This window comes from Streptomyces sp. NPDC023527 (genome assembly GCF_055560115.1).
Genome location: NZ_JBVHJJ010000003.1, coordinates 372,436 through 390,656, shown reverse-complemented (window position 1 = coordinate 390,656; position 18,221 = coordinate 372,436). Strand labels below are relative to the sequence as shown.

The following is an 18,221-nucleotide window of genomic DNA, read 5'->3' as shown; positions in this document are numbered from 1 at the left end:
GTCGGCCAAAGCTAGCAGCCGGATCCGACATGGTGTCACGGACAGCGAGCACACCGCTGTGAATTCCGCATAAAGGTTCGACCGTAAGGAATAATGGCAACTTATGGCGCAAAGCAAGTCGTTCAGCGGCAGGGACATGGGAATCGACCTCGGCACGGCGAACACGCTGGTGTATGTGCGGGGCAAGGGGGTGGTGCTCAACGAGCCATCGGTTGTCGCCGTCAACGCCGAGGACGGCAGCGTGCTGTCGGTCGGCTTCGAGGCCAAGGAGACGATCGGGCGCACCCCCTCGAACATCGTCGCGGTCCGTCCGCTGCGTGACGGCGTCATAGCCGACTTCGAGATAGCCGAGCGCATGCTGCGCCACTTCATGAAGAAGGTCCTGGGCAACCGCCTCTTCTCCCGTCCGCGCGTCGTGGTGTGTGTGCCGTCGGGCATCACGGGCGTCGAGCGGCGCGCGGTCATCGAGGCCGCGTCGCAGGCGGGGGCCCGTCAGGTGCACCTGATCGAGGAGCCGATGGCGGCGGCGATCGGCGCGGGACTGCCCGTCAGCGAGCCGACCGGCTGCATGGTCGTCGACATCGGCGGCGGCACCACCGAGGTCGCGGTGATCTCGCTCGGCGGCATCGTCACGGCCCGCTCGGTGCGGACCGCCGGGGACGCGATGGACACGGCGATCACCTCGTACGTGAAGAAGAAATTCGCTCTCGCGATCGGTGAACGGACCGCCGAGGAAATCAAGATGAGCATCGGCTCGGCCTCCCCCACGGGCTCGTGGACCGCGGCCGGGCTCAGCGCGCTCGCCAAGCAGCTGGAGAAGAACGACGGCCTGAAGGACGCCGGAGGCGACCCGGAGGAGACCCAGGGCCTGCTGCCGCCGGACCGCTTCACGATTCGCGGTCGCGATCAGGTCAGTGGCCTGCCCAAGACGCTGGAGCTGACGGCCGACGAGATCCGGCACGCGCTGGCCGAGCCGGTGGACGCCATCGTCATGGCGGTGCGTCAGACCCTGGACGAGACCCCGCCGGAACTCGCGGGCGACATCATGGACCGCGGCATCGTCCTCACCGGCGGCGGCGCGCTGTTGCGCGGCCTGGACGTCCGGCTGAGCAAGGAGCTCGACATCCCGGTCCTCGTCGCGGAGGAGCCCCTGGACTGCGTGGCCATCGGCACCGGCCGCTGCATCGAGGACTTCGCCGCCCTGCGGACCGTCCTCGACGCCCAGCCGAACCGGCTGCTCGGCACGGGCCGGCTGTAGTCCCTCCTCGCGGGGCGCGTCACAGCCGGTGCGCGGCGCCCGCGGGGGTCGCCCCGCGGGTGTCGAGCAGCAGCTGCGCCTTGACCGTGAGCCCCTGGAGGTCGTACGTGCGGTGGTGCTGGAGCAGCACCGTCAGGTCGGCCTCGGCCGCGGACTCGTAGAGGCAGTCCGCCCGGGGCACCGGCCGGCCCATGACGCGCCACTGCGGCACGTACGGGTCGTGGTAGCTGAGCAGCGCGCCCAGCTCCATCAGCCGGGAGGCGATCTCGCGGGCGGGCGAACCCTCCTCGTCGCCGGTGTCGGCCTTGTAGCCGACGCCCAGCAGCAGCACGCGCGCGCCGCGCGCGGACTTGCCGTGCTCGTTCAGCAGCGCGGCGCAGCGCTGGGTCACATAGCGCGGCATCCGCCCGTTGACCTCCTGCGCCAGCTCCACCATGCGCAGCGGATAGCCGAGGCTGCGGCCCTTGTAGGAGAGGTAATTGGGGTCCACGGGCACCCCGTGGCCGCCCACGCCGGGCCCCGGCCGGAACGCCTGGAAGCCGAACGGCTTGGTCTCCGCGCAGCGCACGACGTCCCACAGGTCGACGCCGATGTCGTGGCAGAAGACCGCCATCTCGTTGGCGAGCGCGATATTGACGTGCCGGTAGTTGGTCTCCAGGACCCGTACCGCCTCCGCCTCGCGCGGTCCCCGGGCGCGGACGACCTTCTCGCAGATGCGCCCGTAGAAGGCGGCGGCGGCCTCGGTGCAGGCCGGGGTGAGGCCGCCGATGACCTTGGGGATGGTGGTGTAGCCGTGCTGCCGGTCGCCGGGGTCGACCCGGCTGGGGGAGTAGGCGAGGTGGAAGTCGCCTCCGGCGACCAGCCCGGAGCCGGCCTCCAGGATGGGGCGCAGGTATTCCTCCGTGGTCCCCGGGTATACGGCTGACTCCAGCAGAACAGTGGTGTGCGGGCGCAGCCGTGCCGCGAGCGCGCGGGCGGCCTCGCCGAGCGCGCGCAGATCGAGCGCGCGGTCCTCGCCCAGCCGGGTGGGGGCGCAGATGACGGCCGTACGGACCCGGCCGAGCTCGGCGTCCGCGGTCGTGGGGCGGAAGCCGGCGGAGAGCATGCGGCGCACGTCGGCGGCGGACAGGCCGGTGCCTTCGGCGGGCAGCCGGCCGGCCCGGAGCTCGTCGACGGTGTACGGATCGGGGTCGTAGCCGATGGTGTCGATGCCGGCGGCGGTGGCGGCCTGGGCGAGGGGGAGGCCGAGCCGGCCGAGCCCGATGACGGCGAGATCTGCGGGCATGGGTGCCGATCCTTCCCGGAGGCCGATCTCTGGACGATTTACATAAGGTTAAGCGGATATATGACAGACATTCGGGATATTCAGGGTTTGTTGCGGCGTGGCTCTCGCTCCCACGTCCCCGGCACGGCCAAAGTGACCGATCTGGGGCAGCATCGAGGGAGAGCGTGTGCCCGCTTCGCGGGACGGCACGGGCATCGGCAGCGGTGACCGGCGTTCTCAGGACACGGCGGCGAGCGCGACGGCAACAGCGGTCAAGCGGGAGGCAGCGGTGAGGACAGCGACACTCGGTCCGGTCGAGCGCGGCGAGGCGCTCGCCCGGATGGCGGAGCGGGAACTGGACATCCTGGTGGTCGGCGGGGGTGTCGTCGGCGCGGGCACCGCGCTCGACGCGGCCACCCGAGGGCTCGCCACCGGGCTCGTCGAGGCGCGGGACTGGGCCGCGGGCACCTCCAGCCGGTCCAGCAAGCTCATCCACGGCGGGCTGCGCTATCTGGAGATGCTCGACTTCGCGCTCGTGCGCGAGGCGCTCAAGGAGCGCGGACTGCTGCTGGAGCGCCTCGCGCCGCACCTGGTCAAGCCCGTGCCTTTCCTCTATCCGCTCCAGCACCGCGGCTGGGAGCGCTTCTACGCCGGCTCGGGCGTCGCCCTCTACGACGCCATGTCCGTCTCCTCCGGCCACGGGCGCGGCCTGCCCACCCACCGCCACCTCACCCGCAAGCGCGCGCTGCGCGTCGCCCCCTGCCTGAAGAAGGACGCCCTGATCGGCGCCCTCCAGTACTACGACGCCCAGATGGACGACGCGCGCTACGTCACCACCATCGTGCGCACCGCCGCCGCCTACGGCGCGGACGTCGCCAACCGGGCGCGCGTGGTCGGCTTCCTGCGCGAGGGCGAACGGGTGGTCGGCGCCCGGGTCCACGACCTCGAACAGGGCGGCGAATTCGAGATCCGCGCCCGGCAGATCGTCAACGCCACCGGCGTGTGGACCGACGACACCCAGCAGCTCATCGCCGAGCGCGGCCAGTTCCACGTACGAGCCTCCAAGGGCATCCACCTGGTCGTACCCAAGGACCGCATCCACTCCACCACCGGGCTGATCCTGCGCACCGAGAAGAGCGTGCTCTTCGTGATCCCCTGGGGCCGGCACTGGATCATCGGCACCACCGACACCGACTGGGACCTGGACAAGGCCCACCCCGCCGCCTCCAGCGCCGACATCGACTATCTGCTCCAGCACGTCAACGAAGTGCTCTCCGTCCCTCTGACCCGCGACGACGTACAGGGGGTGTACGCCGGGCTGCGTCCCCTGCTGGCGGGGGAGTCGGACGCGACCAGCAAGCTCTCGCGCGAGCACACCGTGGCCCACCCCGTGCCGGGGCTGGTGGTCGTGGCGGGCGGCAAATACACCACCTACCGCGTGATGGCCAAGGACGCGGTGGACGAGGCGGTGCACGGCCTCGCCCAGCGGGTCGCGGACTGTGTCACCGAGGACGTGCCGCTGGTGGGCGCCGAGGGCTACCGTGCGCTGTGGAACGGGCGCGCCCAGATCGCCCAGCGCACGGGCCTGCACGTGGCGCGCGTCGAACACCTGCTCAACCGCTACGGCTCGATGGTGGACGAGCTGCTGGACCTCGTCATCGCCGACCCCACGCTGGGCGAGCCCCTCGGCGGCGCGGAGGACTATCTGCGGGCGGAGGTCGTCTACGGCGCCTCGCACGAGGGCGCGCGCCATCTGGACGACGTCCTCACCCGGCGGACGCGCATCTCGATCGAGACCTTCGACCGGGGCACCCGCAGCGCCCGGGAGGCCGCCGAGCTGATGGCCCCGGTGCTGGGCTGGAACCAGGCCCAGATCGAGAAGGAGGTCGAGCGCTACGAGAAGCGGGTGGAGGCGGAGCGCGAGTCCCAGCGGCAGCCGGACGACCTGACGGCGGACGCGGCCCGGCTGGGCGCGCCGGACGTGCAGCCGGTCTAGGGTCGGCCCGCGTCCGCGGTTGGGCAGAACTCGGCCCGCAGGAATTCCCTTTCGACGGCGGTGGGGAACCGGGCGTCGCTGTTGGAGCGGTAGCCGACCAGCTGCCGCCCGTCGGCGGTGCCCAGGACCTGCACGTACGAGCCGTTGATCTCGCCGTTGTGCCCCCACACCGTGCGGTGGCACGGCAGGTGTACGGGGAAGAGGCCCATGCCGTAGCGGCCGTGCGAGGGTGCCGTGTCCCGCATCACCCGGAGCAGGCCCGGGGGCAGGAGGTCACCGCTCAGCAGGGCGCCCAGGAAGCGGTTGAGGTCCGGGAGGGTGGAGATCATCTCACCCGCCGCGCCCGCGGCGGAGGGATTGAGGTCGGTGACGTCCCGCGCGCCGGTGTAGGCGCGGCCGTGCGGCGCGGGGAGGCCGGTGCGCGTGCCGGGGAAGCTGGTGCCGGTGAGGCGCAGGGGAGAGATGACGCGGCGTCGGGCCTCGGTCGCGTAGGAGTGCCCGGTGACCTGACGGATGACCATGCCGAGGAGCAGATAGTCGGTGTTGGAGTAGCGGTATCGGGTGCCGGGTGGCCCGTACAAGGGGTGGGCGAGGGCGGTTCGTACCAGAGCGCCGGGATCGTGGCTCTCGAAGCGGTGTGCGGTGAATCCCTCGCCGAAGAACTCCTGGAAGAAGGCGTCGTCGTCGGTGTAGGAGAACAGCCCGCTGGTGTGGTTGAGGAGTTGACGGATGGTGATGTCGGTTTTATCGGACTCGGCGTGATCCGGGTGGCTCCGGAGCCGGTTCCGCAGGAGCGCGGCGGTGGCGGCCGGCAGGTGATCGGCCGTCGGGTCGTCCAGGCCCAGCCGGTGCTCGGCCACGAGTTGGAGGGTGACCGTGGCGATGACCGTCTTGGTGAGACTGCCGGCGCGGAAGTGGTCCGCGAGGCCGATGGGGCGTCCGGTGCGTACATCCGCGACGCCCGCGGCATGGAATCGAGCCACCCCATGAGCGTCCTGTGACAGCTTCGCCGCGCCGGGAACCGCCCCGCGCGAAACGAGGTCCTGTACTGAAGAGCGAGCCGGCGCCCCACCGCTGTCGCCGCCGCACGCCGTCATCGCCAGGACCGTGACGGCACAGGTCAGCCAGGTCAGCGCGACAGTGGTCGGCGCGCGGCGCGATGAGGTGGAATGCGGCGGCATGCGCTCATCATCCACGGGTGCCGCGGACCCTGGCCTTCCGCCGGTCCGCGGATGAGAGACAATGGTGGCTCTGCCAGGGTCGGTTGGTCGCAGAGCTGATTGCCAGAGGGGACGCATGTCGGAGGCGGAGCAGACGCAGGGCACGGCAGGGCGCCTCCTGGCCGGGCGGTACCGCCTCGGGGGCGTCCTCGGTCGTGGTGGCATGGGCACGGTCTGGCGGGCGACCGACGAGACCCTGGGCCGTACGGTCGCGGTGAAGGAACTGCGGTTCCCGGCCAATATCGACGAGGACGAAAAGCGCCGTCTCATCACACGGACGCTGCGCGAGGCGAAGGCGATCGCCCGCATCCGCAGCGCCGGCGCCGTCACCGTCTACGACGTGGTGCACGAGGACGACCGGCCGTGGATCGTCATGGAGCTCATCGAGGGCCGCTCGCTCGCCGATGTCATCCGCGAGGACGGGCCGCTGCAGTGGCGGCGCGCCGCGGAGGTCGGACTGGCCGTCCTCGACGTGCTGGGCGCGGCGCACCGCCAGGGCATCCTCCACCGCGACGTGAAGCCCTCCAATGTGCTCATCGCCGAGGACGGCCGGGTCGTCCTCACCGACTTCGGCATCGCGCAGGTCGAGGGCGACCCGTCGGTGACCTCCACGGGCATGCTGGTCGGAGCCCCTTCCTACATATCCCCGGAGCGGGCGCGCGGCCACAAGCCCGGCCCGCCGGCGGACCTGTGGTCGCTGGGCGGCCTGCTGTACGCCGCCGTCGAGGGCGCTCCTCCTTACGACAAGGGTTCGGCCATAGCCACCCTGACCGCCGTGATGACGGAGCCGCTGGGACCGCCGAAGAACGCGGGGCCGCTGGCCGAGGTGATGTACGGGCTGCTTGCCAAGGACCCCGAGAAGCGGCTGGACGAGGCGGGCGCGCGGGCGCTGTTGAACGGCGCGGTCAACGCCCCCGACGAGCGCCGCCCGAAGGCGTCGCCCGTGGCGCGGGACGTGGACGCCACGCAGGCCATGGCCATACCGGTGATTCCCGAGACGGAGCGGCCCGGGCCCTCCTCGAAGACGAACGCGCGGGCGAGAGGGGCCGACAGGGCGCCCTCGAAGGCTTCGGGGACGGCGGGGAAGCCGTCCTTGAAGTCGCCGTTGAAGAAGGCGGGCGCCGCCTCGGCGACCGGAGCCGGTGGCGCGCGGGGGTCGGCGTCGGCCGCGAACTCCGCCGGTGCTCCGCATTCCGCCCGCTCGGACGCGCCGACCACCGCGCTCGGTCCCAGCCCGCACCGGGTGACCTGGGAGCGTGCCTCGGTCATGGAGGTCGTGCCGCGTCGCACGATCGTCATCGTGGCGGTGGTGGTCGTCCTGGCCGTCGTCGGCACCGTGCTCGCCTTCACGCTCGGCGGCGACGAGGGCGACAAGGGGCTCGGCGGCAGGAACGGCGAGGAGATCACGTCGGCCGCCGCCTCGATGCCGACGCCCGGCGCCGGCGCCGCTGCGGCCCCCGACGGCAAGCGGGACGGCGGCAAGGGCAGCGACGGCAAGGACAGCGACGGCAAGGACGACGGCGACAAGGGCGCCGGCGGCAAGGCCGGCGAGTCCGCGTTCGCCAAGGTCGAGAACGACGAGTACCACTTCGCCATCGACATACCCAAGGGCTGGAAGCAGACCGGTACGGCGGGCGAGCACTCCGGCGCGATCTACAGCGCGTCGGGCGGCTTCCCGCGGGTCCAGGTCGACTTCGGGCCCGAACCGCAGTCGGACGCCGCCAAGTCGTGGCGCGAGGCCGAGTCCGGCGCGAGGACCAGCATGCCGAAGTACAAGGGCCTCGGCATCAAGGAGGTCCACGGCTGGGACGGCCACGACTATCCGACCGTCGCGGACTGGTCCTTCGAGCGCGACCAGAGCGACAAGCGCGTGCGGGTCCTCAACCGCGGCTTCAAGGTGGACGACAGCCACGGCTACGCAATCATGATCACTTGCGAGAAGGGCAAGTGGGCGGAGAGCGAGTGCCGGGAGCTGCGCGACACGGCCTTCAGGACCTTCCGTCCGGAGGACTGAGCGACCCCGACCACGTTGCCGGTGAGGGTTCGGCTTGCCGGGCGGCCTGATGGGGCAGGACTGACGGCGCGGGGTGCGACGTACTGAGCCGTACGGGCCCGAAGGGGCGGGCTCGCCACGTATCGTGAGTCGTCGTGAACCGTGCGCAGCCGTGGTGAACCGAGATCGACCGGGAATGAGCGGCGATCAGTGCGGTCATGAGCAGCTTAATGGCCGGAGTTGACGGTATTCGGGCGATGGCGTGGATCGCGCGCTTGGGGAGGCGTCGTGGACGACTACGCGGGACGGGTGCTCGCCGACCGCTATCGCCTGCCGCTGCCGCCGTCCGATGTGTTCGAACTCGTCGAGACGCGCGCCTTCGACACCTACAGCGGTCAGGAAGTCCGCGTCCGGCAGATCCCGTTGCCGGAGGTCGTCGAGGCCGAGCTCGTCGGTGAAGAGGGCGCCCGCGACGGCGGGATCGTGGGGGGCGTCGCGCGGGAGCCGGGCGATCCGGCGGTGCGCCGGGCGCTGGCGGCCGCGAGTGCGGCCGCGCGGGTCCCCGACCATCCGCGGCTCGACCAGGTCTTCCACGTCTTCGCGGAAGGGGACAGCCTGTGGATCGTCAGCGAACTGGTCTCGGCCCGTCCCCTCGCCGCGCTCCTGACGGAGCGGACCCTCTCGCCCCACCGCGCCGCCGAGGTGGCCGCCGACGTCCTCACCGCCCTCCGGGCCCTCCACGCCCAGGGCTGGACCCATCGCAACATCACCACCCGGACCGTCCTGATCTGCGACGACGGCCGCGCCATACTGACCGGCCTGGCGGCCGGCGCCGCCGAGGAAGCGCTGTGCGGATACGACCCCGTCCCTCGGGGGGCGATGGGTGCGGAGGCGGCGGCCGGTGTGGCTCTGCCCGGGCAGCGTGGGCCGGGTGGGCCAGGTGTCCCGGCTGGTGGCGGCGCTTCTCAGGGCGGGGCCGGACGTAACGGCTCCGCCGGGGCGGGATCCGGTGGCGGCGCCTCGGCGGGGGCGGCCGGTAAGGCCGGGCCGGTCGGCAAGTCCGGCGCGCCCGGGGTCCCGCCGCAGGGAGGCGAGCGCGGGCCCGCGTATCGCGATCAGGGTGCGGCCGGCGGGTTCCTGCCGCAGGGCGGCGCGCCGTCCGGGAGCAGGCCGCCGCGTGACGCCGGCGCCCCGCCCGGGGCGCGGCCGGGCGCGGCCGACGGGCGGAGCGCGCCGCAGGACCCGCGCGCCGTGCGAGCCGGGGCGATCGCCGCGTACCGCGCGGGCGCCCGGGCCGCCGCCGCGCGCGCCGCGGTAGAAGGCGCGCCGCCCACCTCCACCGGCACGTCCACCTGGGGTGGGGGCAGCGCCGCCAGCGGCACCGCCCCCGCGCCGTCCCCGTGGACCGCCGACTCCCTCGTCCACGGCACGTCCTCCGGCCGTACGCGGCGCACCGGCCCCGGTGCGCCGCCGCCGGGACCGGCGCAGCGGACACCCCGGCCGGACGAGGACGGCGCGGCCCCTTCCGCGGATGCCACTGCGGCCGTCTTTTCGGCTGACGCTTCGGCTGCTGATCCGGCTTCCGCTTCGGCTGACGCTTCGGCTTCGGTTTGCGCTTCGGGGCAGGACCGGGGTGACTCGGGCGCGTACGGAGGTGGGGTGGCCGGCACAGGCCGCTGGGACGGTGCCGGGCAGCCCGCGAGCGCCCTCGCCGCCGAGCGGGCGCGGCAGGCGCGCATGGTGGTGGTCGGCGCCGTCACCGAGCGATGGGCGCCGGAGCAGGCGTGGCCGGTGCGGGAGAACTGGCAGCTGGCGCCCCCCGTAGGCCCCGCCGCCGATCTCTGGGCGCTGGGTGCCCTGCTCTTCCGCGTCGTGCAGGGGCACGCCCCGTATCCGGAGGAGAGCACCACCGACCTGGTCCGGATCGTCTGCGCCGAGCCCCCCGCCTATGCGGAGGAGTGCGGGGCGCTGCGGCCCGTCGTCGAGTCGCTGATGCGCAAGGAACCGACCGAGCGCCCGGAGTTCGAGGAGCTCCGCGGCTGGCTGCGGTCCCTGATCCGGTCCGCGCCGGAACCGGACCTGGGCACCCGCACGGTCACCGTGCCCTCGCTCGGCCCGGGCACCCCCGCCGACCAGCACCGGCTGCCCATCGTCCGGCGCAAGGGCGAGCTGGTGCGCCGCAGACGCGGCCGCCCGGCCGCCGCCGCGGAACCGGCGGCGGCCACCGCACACGGCCGGCACAAGAAGACGGTCAAGGAGCAGGAGCGGCCGCGGCTCAGGACCCATGCGACAGGGCACCTCCAGGAGCAGCGCGTACCCGCCCGGCGCACCTCCCGCAGCCTCGGCCGGATGCTGCTGGGACTGATACTGCTCGTGCTGATCGGCGCGGTGCTGTACGCGATGCTGTTCATGCCGGGCGCGAAGGACAGCGCCGGGCGGGAGCCCGCGGACCGTACGGGCGCGGCCGGGTTGATGAGCGCGGCCCCGACGGGTGGGGTGCGGCCGGCGTCCTCCCGGTCTGCGGCGGAGCCGACGACCGAGCCCAGTGGGATCGCCAAGGGCTTCACGTTGCGCCGGGACCCCGAGAAGTTCACCGTGGCGGTCGCCAAGGACTGGCAGCGCCGGGGCGCGAACGACCGGGGCCAGGTCGTCTACGCCGGCGGCGACTTCCAGCTGATCGTCGTGCCGGGCCGGGACAAGGTGGCCGAGTTCGGCGGCGATCCGATGGCGTACCAGCAGAGCAAGGAGCCCGAGCTGGACGCGTACCGCTCCTCCTCCTGGTCGGGCGCCTCCGGCCTGCGCCGCATGGACGTCGGCCGGACGGCGTCGGCGGAGGGCACCTTCAACTGGAACGACAGCAGCGGCCGTCAGGTCTATGTGCGCAACTCCGCGATGATCCTGGACGGCAGCTATCACGTCCTCCAGGTCATCGGTCCGATGAACGAACAACGCTCGGTCGACGGCTACTTCGACCAGGCCACGGCCACCTACCGCACCGGCTGATCCTCCCCGGCCCCGTCGGAGAAGCGTTCGCGCAGCTGGTGCTTGAGGACCTTGCGCAGCGTGTTGTCGCGGGGCATCGCCTCGACCAGCTCAAGCTGCTCGGGGATCTTGTGTACGGACAGGCCGGCGCCCCGGAGGTAGGACGCGAGGTCGTCGAGGGTGAGCGGCGCGGCCCCGGCGCGCTGCTGGACGACCGCGCAGACGCGTTCGCCGCGTGCCTGGTCGGGGAGGCCGATGACCGCGATGTCCGCGATGGCGGGGTGGCCGTGGAGGAGCTGTTCGACCTCCTGGGCGGAGATGTTCTCGCCCTTGCGGATGATGACGTCCTTCGCGCGTCCGGTGAGGACGAGATGGCCGTCGGGGGTGAGGTGGCCGATGTCGCCGGTGATGAGGAAGCCGTCCGCGTCGAAGGACTCGGCGCTCTGGAACGGGTCGAGGTAGCTGCGGCAGACGGCCTCGCCGCGCAGCCGTATGTGCCCGTCCGTGCCGGGTGGCACGGGCTTGCCGTCCGCGTCGACCACGCGGATCCGCATCCCCTCGGGCGGCCGGCCGTCCGTGGTGGCCAGGTGGTCGGCGGTGTCGTCCGGATCGCCCATGGTGATCATCGGGGCTTCGGTCATGCCGTAGCCGTGGGTGAGCCGGCAGCCGAGTTCGCCGACGACCTGGTGGTAGAGCTCGGGAGGCTTGGGCGCGCCACCGCCCGCCATCAGGCGCAGGGTGGGGATGAGCTTGTGGGCGGGGTCCTTGCGCTGTTCGGCGAGGAACATGGAGTAGAAGGCGGTGGAGCCGCCCGCGAGGGTGACGCCGTGGCGGCGGTAGGCGCTGAGCGAGCCCGGGAGCGCGAAGTGCTCCAGGAGCAGGCAGGGGAAGCCGCACAGCATCTGCATCACCGTGTAGTCGGGCCCGGCGACGTGGGCGTAGGGGAAGGCCATGGAGCCGATGTCGTCCGCGCTCGGGCGCAGGGTCCTGGCGAGGGAGGTCCCGGCGGCGATGAGACTCCGGTCCGTGTGCAGGGCGCCCTTGGGGGCGGAGGTGGTGCCGGAGGTCCAGTAGATCCAGCGGACAGCGGTGCCGTCCGCCGGTGGCGGCGGGAGGAGGGCCGGATCGCCGTCCGGGAGCGCGTCGTAGGCCGTGAACACCAGCGGGGGTGAGGGCAGGCCGAGGGCGAGGCGGTAGGCCATCACGCTGTGGTCGAAGCCCCGCCACACGCCGGGCATCGCGAAGAACCCGGCCTCCGTGGCCCGGAGCGCGTGGCCGACCTCCCGGTCGCGGTGGAAGGGGACGATCGGGCTCTGGACGGCGCCGAGGCGGGCCAGGGCGAAGGACAGGACGACCGTCTCGATACGGGTGGGCAGCTGCCAGGCGACCGTGCTGCCGGGGCGGACCCCGAGCCCGTACAGCCCGGCGGCCACACGCTCCGCCCGGTCCCGCAGAGCGCCGAAGGCGACGCTCCGGTCGGCTCCCGTGGGCCCCGGGTCGTCGGCCTGGATGAGGGCACTGGCGTCAGGGGTACGGGCGGCGCGGCGTTCGAGCAGCTCCCACAGGGTGCGGGAGGCGGCCAGGTCGGCGGTACCGGTCATGGGCGTCTCCCCGCGTCGACTGGCTGGGCGGCAGGTGTGGCGGGAAGCGTAGGGCGTCGCGGCTTGTCGGTCCAGGGGGTGCGGGCTAGCCTCTCACCTGCTGGCTGACGTACCGTCAGATTTGGCCGAGAGGGGTTCCGATGGAACTGCCGCGCATCGTCAGCGTCGACGACCATGTGATCGAGCCCGCCCACCTCTTCGACACCTGGCTCCCCGCCCGCTACCGCGAACACGGGCCCCACCCCCTCACCACCGGAATCGGCGAACTGAAGTACACCGGTGGCGCCTACACCATCACCATGGACCCCGACGGGCCGCCCGCCGACTGGTGGATCTACGAGGACCTCGCCTTCCCGTACAAGCGCAACATCGCCGCCGTCGGCTTCGACCGCGACGACATGACCCTGGAGGGCATCACCCGCGCCGAGATGCGACCCGGCTGCTGGGACCCGGCCGAGCGCCTGAAGGACATGGACCTCAACCACGTCGAGGCGTCCCTGTGCTTCCCCACCTTCCCGCGCTTCTGCGGCCAGACCTTCGCCGAGGCCCACGACAAGGATGTCGCCCTGGCGTGCGTACGGGCCTACAACGACTGGATGGTCGAGGAATGGTGCGGCGACAGCGGCGGCCGGCTGATCCCGCTCTGCCTCATCCCGCTGTGGGACATCGACCTCGCCGTCGCGGAGATCCGGCGCAACGCCGCCCGGGGCGTACGGGCCGTGACCTTCAGCGAGATCCCCACCCACCTGGGCCTGCCCAGCATCCACTCCGGCTACTGGGACCCCTTCTTCGCCGTCTGCCAGGAGACCGGCACCGTCGTCAACATGCACATCGGCTCGTCCTCGCAGATGCCCGCCGCCTCCCCGGACGCTCCCGTCGCCGTGCAGGCCACGCTGTCCTTCAACAACGCCATGGCCTCGATGACCGACTTCCTTTTCAGCGGCGTGCTCGTGAAGTTCCCCCGCCTCAAACTCGCCTACAGCGAGGGCCAGATGGGATGGATTCCCTACGCCCTGGAGCGCGCCGACGACGTATGGAAGGAACACCGTGCCTGGGGCGGAGTGCGCGATCTGATCCCCGAACCGCCCTCCACCTATTACTACCGGCAGATCTTCTGCTGCTTCTTCCGCGATAAACACGGAGTCGCCTCGCTCGATGCCGTCGGACGCGACAACGCCACCTTCGAAACCGACTATCCCCATGTCGACTCGACCTTCCCCCACACAAAGGACGTCGCGCTCGACCACGTGAAGGGCCTGGACGACGAAACCGTCCACAAATTGATGCGCGGCAACGCCATCCGCATGCTCGGACTGGACCTCGACCGGACCGGCGCGTGAGCGTCGATGGACCTCTCCACAACGGAAGTTGAGGAAGAATTCCGGCAACGACTCCGCGCCTGGCTCAGGGAAACACTGCCGACACTTCCCCCCGCGCCGCCCGCCACGGACTGGCCCGCCCGCCGCGCCTACGACCTCGCCTGGCAACGCGCCCTCTACGACGCCGGTTACGCCGGACTGCACTGGCCCACCGACGCCGGCGGCCAGGGCGCCGGCCCCACCCGGCACCTGATCTTCCTGGAGGAGACCGAACGGGCCGGCGCGCCCTATGTGGGCGCCAACTTCGTCGGCCTCCTCCACGCCGGACCCACCATCGCGGCGGAGGGAACCGCCGAGCAGCGGGCGCGCTGGCTGCCGCCCATCCTGCGCGGCGAGGAGATCTGGTGCCAGGGCTTCTCCGAGCCCGAGGCCGGCTCCGACCTCGCCGCCCTGCGCACCCGCGCCGTCCGCGACGGCGACACCTACGTCGTCACCGGAACCAAGCTGTGGACCTCGCACGCCGAGGTCGCCGACTGGTGCGAACTCCTCGTCCGTACGGACCCCACCGCCCCCCGCCATCGGGGCATCTCCTGGCTCGCCCTGCCCATGGACGCGCCCGGCGTGACCGTACGGCCCCTGCGCACCCTCGCAGGGTCCACGGAGTTCGCCGAGGTCTTCCTCGACGAGGTGCGGGTACCCGTCGGCCACCGTCTCGGCGCCGAGAACGACGGCTGGCGCGTCACCATGGTCACCCTCTCCTTCGAGCGCGGCACGGCCTTCGTGGGGGAGGTCGTCGCCTGCCGCCGCACCCTCGCCGAACTCGCCCGGACGGCCCGGGCCAACGGCCGCTGGGACGACGCCGTACTGCGCCGCCGCCTCGGTCGCCTGCACGCCGAATTCGGTGCCCTGTGGCGGCTGACGCAGTGGAACGTCAGCGCGGCCGAACACGCCTCCCGCAGCGGCCGGGGCGGCGTGCCGGGCGCCGCGGGCTCCGTCTTCAAGCTGCGTTACTCCCAGGCGCGCCAGGAGCTCTACGAGGCGGCCGCCGAGGTCCTGGGGCCCGAGTCCCTCGACGTCGGCCAGGAGTGGACCGCCGACCGCCTCTCCTCGCTCTCGTACACGATCGCCGCGGGCACCTCCCAGATCCAGCGGAACATCGTCGCCGAGCGCCTCCTCGGCCTCCCCAAGGCTCGGTGATCATGGACTTCCGGCTGACCGACGACCAGCGCGCGCTCCGGGCGGGCATGCGCGAGCTCCTGGCGGCACGGTTCCCGCGCGAGCGCCTACGGGCCCTGGTCGACGGCGGTGAGGGCGGCGGGGGCGACGGGGCCGGCGAGGGCGGCGAGGGAGGCGGTCAGGGCATCGCCGAGGTCCCCGGGCGGGTGCTGTGGCGAGCCCTGGGGGAAGCCGGCCTCTTCGCGCTGCGGCTGCCCGAAGAGAGCGGCGGGGTGGGGCTGGGGCTGCCGGAGGCCGTGCTCCTCTTCGAGGAGGCGGGGCGGGCGCTGCTGCCCGGTCCGCTGGTCGCCACGCACCTCGCCGCGGGCCTGGTGCCGGGCGCCGCCGACGGCAGCCGGATCGTCACGGCCCTGGACCGGCCCGGAACGGCCGAGCACCTCGCGTCGGCGGACGCCGTGCTGCTGCTCCACGGCGCCGACGTCCGCCCGCTGGAGACGGGCGTGGGAAAGGCGCCCGAGGCGCTCGGCGCGCGCCCCATCCGCTCGGTCGACCCCGCGACGCCCCTGCACCATGCCCCGCGGTTCCCTGCGCCCTTGGTGACAGGCTCACTTGGCGTCACGGCGGATGCCGCGCGCATGCGCCGCGAGGCCGCTCTGCTGACCGCCGCACAGCAACTGGGCAGCGCCCGGCGCACCGTCGAGATGGCCGTCACCCACGCCGGGCGCCGAATCCAGTTCGGCCGCCCGATCGGTATGTTCCAATCCGTCCAACATCTGTGCGCCGAGATGCACATACGCCTGGAGATGGCTCGCGCGAGCGTCTACGCGGCGTCGTTGACCGAGGACCCGGCCGATGTCGCCGGGGCGAAGCTGCTTGCGGACAGTGCAGCCATCCGCAATGCCCGTGACTGTCTGCAAGTGCACGGTGGCCTGGGCTTCACCTGGGCGGCGGATGTCCACCTGCACCTCAAACGCGCCTGGATACACGCCGGTCAGTGGCAGTCGGCCGCGGAGGCGGAGGAATTCCTTGCGAACAGTCTGCTCATCGACGCGGAGGCGGAAGTGCCGTCGCGTGTTTTGGCCGGGGGTCGGCTGGAGAAAATGTCAGGCCTTAATCGGCATGGGTGAAATGCCGCCCATGTCATACATAACCGATCACAGACCGTCGATATCAGGCTGTGTCCTGTGTGTTACTCGTTACACACCGGAGTCGACCTCCCCCTCCGGTACTCTCCCTAGGATGCGAGTGGTTCAGAGGCGCAGCGAGTCGGACGTTACTCATGTGGCGACGTCGGGCGGGAAAAAACCTGGCGCTCGTATCGGAACGGGGCCCGTGGTCCCCCGATGTTCGAGTCTCCGCAGCGCGCGTCGCACAGTATGCAGTACGCATACTCCTTTGCGCCGGAATATGCCCGAAGCGCTTGTTGAGGTGACTGAGCGTCAATCATGCTGTCTCGGAAGGAGATCACGTTCCGTGATCCCTCGGAGACGCGAGGCGTTGTGTCCGCCGGTTCGGATGGTGTGAGCGGTGCAGGTGCTTCAGATGCAGATGGAGGTCCGGGCCGACCCCGCGGAGGTGGGGCGGGCCCGCAAGTGGGCAAGGTCGCGGCTCGCGGGATCCGGGATAGGCGTCGATGAGCCCCTGGCCGAGACGCTGATCCTGTTGATCTCGGAGCTCGTCACCAACGCCGTGGTGCACACCGGCTGCCCCGCCGTGCTGCGCATGCTCTTCCCGGATGCCGGCGGTCCCGCCGGCGCCGCCGAGGTCTGCTCGGGCACCGTCCGCGTCGAGGTCGCCGACATCAGCTCCCGCCCGCCCCGCCGACGGCGTGCGGAAGGTGATGACACCGGTGGCAGGGGCCTGGAGCTGGTGGACGGCCTCGCCGACCGCTGGGGCTGGCAGGCGGAAGGCAACGGCAAGCGCATCTGGTGCGAGGTCGACCGAGGGGCATCGTCATGGGTCGGCGCCTTCGAGTCCTCGCGCGCCGTGACAAATGGGGCTTAATCGACAAAGTCCAGACCAGGTGTTGACGTGAAGTGTCCACGTGATCACCCTTGGATGCAGCGATTCGTTGCGAGGGGACGTCGAGAGGCCCGTTCGTAAGGGCTGCCTTGGCGAGTGCGGGTCGCGATCCGGCGCACACAGGGCTTCAGCGCCGGAGCTGGCGGCGACGTGCGGTGCCGTGCTCGGGGTGCGCATCGGCGCGTCGCCGCCCGCCCGTCTTTCATGGGCCGGCGACTCAAGGGGCCGGAGAGGACTTGGCGTCGGGGCATCGGGCTCTCCGCCCGGTGAGCTGGTGGGCGGGGTGGTTCGGGTGGGCCATCCGGGTGGATTCGGCGTTCAGAGCACCGCGACCGGTGCGACAGGGGAGCCCACCCCGCCGACGAACGGCTCCGGAGTGGCGGCCAGAAGGAATTCGTAACGCCGTTCCTCCGCGCAGAGTTTCGACAGCTCCTCCAGGTTCCAGTTCTGGCCTTGCAGCATTCCCATCTCGACCAGATCGAGCGCGTGTACCGGGAGCCAGAGGTCAGGGATCTCCGGGGGGAAGATCTCGAAGGTGAGCGTGTCATTGGCGACCGCGGCGACATCGCGGGCGTGGAACCACTCGGGCGTCCGGATCGACAGTCCGGGCGACGGATAGCTGTACGCCTCCTTGTCGCCCGCCAGATACAGCTGCATCTGTCCGGTCCGTACGAGCACGATGTCGCCCGAGCGGACCGTGACCCCGGCCATTTCCTCCGCCCTGTCGAGATCCTCGGGGCCGACCGCGTGATCGGCTTCCAGCCGCTCGACCCCCAGTGCGCGGGCCACGTCGAGCAGAACGCCGCGTGAGACGACGTCCCGGGCCTTGTCGATCCCGTTGAAGGCCGCGCGCTCATGGGCGGTGATCGACGCCGCCGGGCGGCCGTTGTAAATCCTCCCGCCGTGCGAGACGTGGGGGAGTCCGTCCCAGTGGGTGGCCGCCTGCAGGCCCATCGTCACGGCGTCGTCGCTCGTGGCCACCGTGTCCGGCCCGAAGACCTCCATATTGATCGCGACCATCGTGTGCAACGGGTTGACCCGGCCGGGGATCAATCCGATCTGCACCCCGTCCTGTCGCAGCGGCAGGGCCAGCGGAACGCGACGGCCCGTCCGTACCGTCGAGGCGGCCTCCCGCACCACCGGGTTCGTGATGAGGTTGAGCGTGCCGATCTCATCGGCCTCGCCCCATCGACCCCAGTTGTTCACCCGCTTGGCGATGTCGTGGAACTCCGGCGGCAGTGGCATGTGATCCCTCCACGGATCGGGGCGTGTGCGGGTCTTGTGCCCGCGCCCGCTCTGCTCAAAAATCTAACGGTCCGTCAGAAACTCCGCGACATGTCCGTCGGTACCTCCGCGGCGTGTCTGCCGGAAGCCCGGAGAGGGGCGCCGC

General features: G+C 71.7%; 12 protein-coding genes. 8 read left to right on the top strand and 4 right to left on the bottom strand.

Annotated features, from left to right (window positions below):
* Positions 1-103: 103 nt before the first annotated feature.
* Positions 104-1,258 carry a rod shape-determining protein gene (locus tag ACZ303_RS08695; RefSeq protein WP_467336511.1) on the top strand — a complete coding sequence of 385 codons (1,155 nt, stop codon included), beginning with the start codon at positions 104-106 and terminating at the stop codon, positions 1,256-1,258.
* A 19-nt stretch (positions 1,259-1,277) separates the two neighbouring features.
* Here ACZ303_RS08695 and ACZ303_RS08690 read toward each other — a convergent pair whose 3' ends face one another.
* On the bottom strand, positions 1,278-2,543 hold the full coding sequence (locus tag ACZ303_RS08690) for a nucleotide sugar dehydrogenase (RefSeq protein ID WP_467336509.1): 1,266 nt from the start codon (positions 2,541-2,543) through the stop codon (positions 1,278-1,280).
* Between the two features lie 268 nt (positions 2,544-2,811).
* On the opposite strand from ACZ303_RS08690, the gene ACZ303_RS08685 reads away from it, so the two are divergent.
* The gene (locus tag ACZ303_RS08685; protein WP_467336703.1) at positions 2,812-4,518 is read left to right on the top strand and encodes a glycerol-3-phosphate dehydrogenase/oxidase; all 1,707 of its coding nucleotides are present in this window, start codon (positions 2,812-2,814) and stop codon (positions 4,516-4,518) included.
* On the opposite strand, the gene ACZ303_RS08680 is transcribed toward ACZ303_RS08685, so the two are convergent.
* A complete protein-coding gene (locus ACZ303_RS08680) occupies positions 4,515-5,615 on the bottom strand; it encodes a serine hydrolase domain-containing protein (protein WP_467336701.1) in 1,101 nt (366 codons plus the stop codon). The two genes, ACZ303_RS08685 and ACZ303_RS08680, sit on opposite strands and share 4 nt — an antisense overlap.
* A gap of 199 nt (positions 5,616-5,814) precedes the next feature.
* Here ACZ303_RS08680 and ACZ303_RS08675 point away from each other — a divergent pair, with 199 nt between their 5' ends.
* Both ACZ303_RS08675 and ACZ303_RS08670 read left to right on the top strand, forming a co-directional pair.
* Entirely contained in the window at positions 5,815-7,752 is a 1,938-nt protein-coding gene (locus tag ACZ303_RS08675; RefSeq protein WP_467336507.1) for a serine/threonine-protein kinase, read from the top strand.
* Between the two features lie 267 nt (positions 7,753-8,019).
* Entirely contained in the window at positions 8,020-10,734 is a 2,715-nt protein-coding gene (locus ACZ303_RS08670; RefSeq protein ID WP_467336505.1) for a protein kinase, read from the top strand.
* On the opposite strand, the gene ACZ303_RS08665 is transcribed toward ACZ303_RS08670, so the two are convergent.
* Positions 10,719-12,314 carry a class I adenylate-forming enzyme family protein gene (locus tag ACZ303_RS08665; protein WP_467336503.1) on the bottom strand — a complete coding sequence of 532 codons (1,596 nt, stop codon included), beginning with the start codon at positions 12,312-12,314 and terminating at the stop codon, positions 10,719-10,721. The two genes, ACZ303_RS08670 and ACZ303_RS08665, sit on opposite strands and share 16 nt — an antisense overlap.
* A 140-nt stretch (positions 12,315-12,454) precedes the next feature.
* On the opposite strand from ACZ303_RS08665, the gene ACZ303_RS08660 reads away from it, so the two are divergent.
* The 4 genes from ACZ303_RS08660 to ACZ303_RS08645 all read left to right on the top strand — a co-directional run bounded on the left by ACZ303_RS08660 (position 12,455) and on the right by ACZ303_RS08645 (position 16,813).
* Entirely contained in the window at positions 12,455-13,654 is a 1,200-nt protein-coding gene (locus ACZ303_RS08660; protein ID WP_467336501.1) for an amidohydrolase family protein, read from the top strand.
* A 6-nt stretch (positions 13,655-13,660) separates the two neighbouring features.
* Positions 13,661-14,830 carry an acyl-CoA dehydrogenase family protein gene (locus ACZ303_RS08655; protein ID WP_467336499.1) on the top strand — a complete coding sequence of 390 codons (1,170 nt, stop codon included), beginning with the start codon at positions 13,661-13,663 and terminating at the stop codon, positions 14,828-14,830.
* A gap of 2 nt (positions 14,831-14,832) precedes the next feature.
* Complete coding sequence (locus tag ACZ303_RS08650) at positions 14,833-15,936, top strand: acyl-CoA dehydrogenase family protein (protein ID WP_467336497.1); 1,104 nt, start codon at positions 14,833-14,835, stop codon at positions 15,934-15,936.
* 400 nt (positions 15,937-16,336) lie between these two features.
* Positions 16,337-16,813: an ATP-binding protein gene (locus ACZ303_RS08645; protein WP_467336495.1), complete on the top strand. Its 477-nt coding sequence runs from the start codon at positions 16,337-16,339 to the stop codon at positions 16,811-16,813.
* A 336-nt stretch (positions 16,814-17,149) separates the two neighbouring features.
* Here the strand turns inward: ACZ303_RS08645 and ACZ303_RS08640 are convergent, their stop codons facing one another.
* The gene (locus tag ACZ303_RS08640; RefSeq protein WP_467336493.1) at positions 17,150-18,076 is read right to left on the bottom strand and encodes a cyclase family protein; all 927 of its coding nucleotides are present in this window, start codon (positions 18,074-18,076) and stop codon (positions 17,150-17,152) included.
* Between the last annotated feature and the right edge of the window lie 145 nt (positions 18,077-18,221).